Origin of the sequence: Henriciella sp. (assembly GCF_049649345.1) — a bacterium.
Taxonomy (GTDB): domain Bacteria; phylum Pseudomonadota; class Alphaproteobacteria; order Caulobacterales; family Hyphomonadaceae; genus Henriciella.
This window is the reverse complement of sequence record NZ_JBARZC010000538.1, coordinates 1-4234: the sequence shown is the minus strand read 5'-3', so window position 1 is coordinate 4234 and position 4234 is coordinate 1. Positions and strand designations below refer to the sequence as shown.

The 4234-nt window shown below is 59.6% G+C and carries 2 protein-coding genes; both read right to left on the bottom strand.

Going from position 1 to position 4234, the window contains the following annotated elements:
- Nucleotides 1–1255, bottom strand: a 1255-nt coding sequence (locus tag WA989_RS14795; protein WP_424341250.1) for a putative basic amino acid antiporter YfcC, incomplete at its 3' end; no start/stop codon positions are given.
- 45 nt (nucleotides 1256–1300) lie between these two features.
- Nucleotides 1301–4126, bottom strand: a complete 2826-nt coding sequence (locus WA989_RS14790; RefSeq protein ID WP_424341249.1) for a TonB-dependent receptor plug domain-containing protein — start codon at nucleotides 4124–4126, stop codon at nucleotides 1301–1303.
- Between the last annotated feature and the right edge of the window lie 108 nt (nucleotides 4127–4234).

The window sequence follows — 4234 nt, the reverse complement described above, 5'->3', positions numbered from 1 at the left end:
CCATGAGCGGCATGGTCAGGGCTGCCTGACCTGAGCCGCTTACAACGAACAGATTGATCACGCTCTGTATCAGGAACATGGACACCGCAGACAGGCTCTCCCCCAGCCCCGCTGTCGCCGAGGCGAGTCCGGCAAGCGCGGTGTTGAGAACACTGAAGTCTTCCGGGCTGTCGCCGCCAAGCAAAATGACGATACCTTTGGCAAATCCGACAACCAGCGCTGCTGGCACAAGCTGCATGGCGCCATCCTGGAAAGCGCGTGCGGACGCGCTCAAGTCCAGGCCGCCCAGCCCGAATACGCGTGCGATCAGGGCGCAGATGAGGCCCATGGTGAGAAATTGTGCAGAGATCTCGGGGAAGTAATACTGGTGCACGCTGACGCCCCATCCAATCCAGGCCACCCCTCCCAGGACGGTGATCAGGACCAGGGCATGACCCGGGCCAAAAGACGAGGTTTCAGGCGGAGAATCCCGGCCCTCACGGAAAAAGCGATCGGTCTCAAAACTTGGCGATCGTACCGGAGTAGCGCGAACGCTGCGCGCATGTTGCCAGCAGAAGAGGGCGCCAATCGAGGTGAAAACGCACCAGCAGGCCGCCCGAAGCCCGGCGCCCGACATGGCAGGCACGTCGGCAATGCCCTGGGCAACAACCACGGAGAACGGGTTCATCCACGAAGTGGCAAATCCGATCTGCGTGGCGACATAGACTGCGATGAGCGCAGTGATTGCATCATAGCCGGTTCTCACCAGGGCAGGCGCGAGGATTATCACAAAGACGATCGCTTCCTCGCTCATGCCGAAGATCGCGCCGCTAAGTGAGAACAGGACAAAGAGCAGTGGCGGAAGCCAGTCCGCCTTGCCTTTCTGGCCGTGCATGAGCGTGCGAAGGCCAGCTTCCATGGCGCCTGTTTTCATGATGACCCCAAAGGCGCCACCGACAATGAGCAGAAAGGCCATGAGGCCGACCGTTGCAGAGTAGGGACCGCCCGACACAAGTCCGTCGAAGAGCAGGTTGAGAAAGCCGGTCGTCTCGCCCCCGCTTGCAAAAAGAGAGGCAGGGTCGACGCCTCCGGTTTCGAAGGTTTCAAGCGACAGACTGCCGTCGGCATCGGAGACGAACCGGCCTTCCGGCACAAACCAGGTCGCGACCCATGCCAGAAGGGCCATGCAGACAAGGATGAGGAGCGTGTCCGGCATCCTTGTTCGTGTGGCGGCGGGCGCTGCTTTCTGCAGCTCAGGCGTCGAGGGGGTCGTCATGTCCGTCTCTCACGCCTCTCTCGCCTGGAAAGTCTGTGCCCCTGACTAGAAAGCATGGTTGATCCGCAGGGTCACGAAGCGGCCGAGACTGTCATGGTTGTAGAAATCGACATTTGCGCTCGTGCCCAGTGCGAGCGGTGGGGCCTCATCGAAGAGATTGTCGACAGACAGCTGGATGAAGGAGTGTTCCGCATAGTCATAGGACACGGAGAAATCGAACACCGTCCACTCATCGACATCCACCTCTGCATCGGGCGACAGCCCAACCGCTTCAAGAATGCGCGGCGTCGGATCGTCCCGGTAGCTCGACGTGTACTTGGCGCCGAGCGAGGTGCGCCATTTGCCCGATGACCAGCGAACTCGCGCATTGGCCAGAAGCTCTGGGTAGGTGAATTCTCCGGCCTCCTCGATGACCGGTGCGTCATCCGAGGCCTTGCGATTGAATTCGAGTAGATAGGTCGCGTCCGCAAGCAAGCTGAGCGTGCCAGCGCCGACATCCACATATTGGGTGTAAGACAGGTCGAGCCCGGATGTCTCCTGATAGCCGAGATTGGTCAGCGCAAAGTGCGCGTCCGTGACAAAGCCATTCGTCACTTCAAGGCCCGGCGTGCCTGTGGACAGACTGTCCGTGGCTGTATCGACGACAGAAAATTCGCCGTTCAGCGCCCGGCGGATGAAGTCATCCTCGTCGACCCCGACAAGATCCTCATGCCGGATATTGTAGTAATCCAGCGTCAGCCGAATGTCGTTTGTGGGTTCGAAGATAACACCTGCATTGTAGCTCTCGGCTTCTTCGGCCCTGAGATCGAGACGGCCGACTTCTTCGGACAGGAGGGCCTGTCCGCTGGCTGTCGCGTCCCCGTTACAGGCGCCAGGTGTTGCTTCGCAGTCTACCCGGTAGCTTGTCAGGCGCACGCCAGCCCCGATCTGCGCCAGCGAGGGCGCCCGGAACGATGTCGACCACGCCCCGCGAAAGATCAGGGGCTCGACCGGCTGCCAGCGGATGGCGACTTTCGGATTAAAGTCGGACCCGAAGCCATCGACGTCATCGAACCGGCCGGCAAGTTGAACGTCCAGCCTGTCCGTGAGGGGCACATAGAGCTCGCCAAAGATGGCATATTGGTCGCGCTCCGCATCGGCGGACGTTGATGAGAATCCAAGGATTGGTTCCGGATTGCCAAGGGTCGCAACCGCATCGCCAGACGGGGTATCTGACAGCTCTTCACGTCGGAACTCCGCCCCGATTGCGGCCTTGATTGTGCGGCCATTGAAGTTGAACAGTTCGCCATTCGCCGACACATCGGCGGAAAACAAGGACGCCTCGCCATTTCGCTGTGCCCGGGTCTCTAATAACTCCCGCACACCATCTTCCTGTGCAGTCTGACCGCCGAACGGATTGTACCACAGCGTCGTGCGACCGAGGTCTTCGCATGTGTCGCCGTTAAAGCTTGCATCCGGGCGCTCGGCGTCGACATCCCAGCGCGCAACGCGTGATCCGTCTGTACAGAGATTGCCGAGCAGTAGGTCATAGAAGGCTCCCGACCGGTTCAGCCCCGTCAGGCCACGCTGTGTCGACTCGTTCTGGCCATAGACGAGCGCAGCTTCCATCTCCCAGGAATTATCGAAGTCGTATTGCAGTCCGCTGACAAGACGCAGCGTTTCGCTTTCGACTTCGACAGCGCGCGGATCAAGGAATTTGCCCCAGGCATAGATGGGGAAGCCGTAGAAATCCTCATAGATCGTGCCGGGATTGTCGAAGTTCGCTTCGTCCACGATGTCATCGATCAGAGCTTGCGGCCAGAAGGGGTTTTCCGGATCAACCGGCGCCCGCGAGAAATTGGCGGGCGAAGAGGTGCCTTCACTCTCAGTCGTCGAGAAGATCATTTCATTGAACCATGTCGCTTTGTCGGACAGTTTGAGCTTGTAGCTCCCCATGAAGGATGCCGATTCAAATGCGTCATCGGTTGCGGTAAACGCGTTTGTGTTGACCTCGCAGAATTCGCCGAGGTTGCCGACGCCAAAGTCATCGGCTGCGCAGCCGCCATCGCCAGGCTCTTCGGTCTGGTCGAAGAACATCAGGAACAGGTCATTATAGCTTGGATAGAATCCCTGCTGGCTCGGCCGGATCGAGTCTGCTGTGATATCGCGGTCGCGATCAAAGAAGGCGTTTCGCTTGTAATAATCCCCGATCAGGACAAGCGAGTGGCGCTCATTGGAACGCCCGTAAATGGCATTCAGATTGAACCGGCCCTCATCAGTATCTGCGGTCGAATTGCCATAGCTCGAGCTGACCTCGAAGCCGTTATAGTCGTCGCGCAGAATGTAATTGACGACGCCGGCAACCGCGTCGGCGCCATAAATCGCCGAGGCGCCATTCGGCAGGATATCGACCCGTTCGATCGCCGCCAGCGGAATCGCGTTGACGTCGATGAAGTTCTCCTGGCCCTGAGCAAATGACGTGATTGATGCGCGCCGGCCATTAATCAGCGTAAGCGTCGAGCTCGCGCCAAGACCGCGCAGCGAGACTGACGCAGCGCCGGGCGGCGTGTCACCTGAAAGTGCGCCCGAAGTTGATGTCGAGAAAGTTCCCTGGCCACCGCCAGCCGCGGGCAGGTCGGAGAGAACATCAATGATCGAGAGCGCGCCTGACGCCTCGATCTCGTCACGGCCAATAGAGAAGGCTTGAACAGCGCTATCTTCGGCAAGGCCGGAAATACGCGAGCCGGTTGTGGTGACAGTGCCGAGCCGGCGTTGGCCGTCAGGGGTGTCGTCAGTATCGACCTCGCCCTCTTCGGTGATGGCGATAGGGGGTTGATTTTCGCTGGCGTCTTCTTGCGCGGCGGCGTGCAGGGGAAGGGCGGCTGAGCTCATGAGAAGAGCCAGCAGCGCGGAATTCCTTGTGGTGAAGGACATGATTATTCCTTGAGACAGTACGTAGATGCGCAATGTGCGCTGACGACGTATCGGATCTCCGGAGCC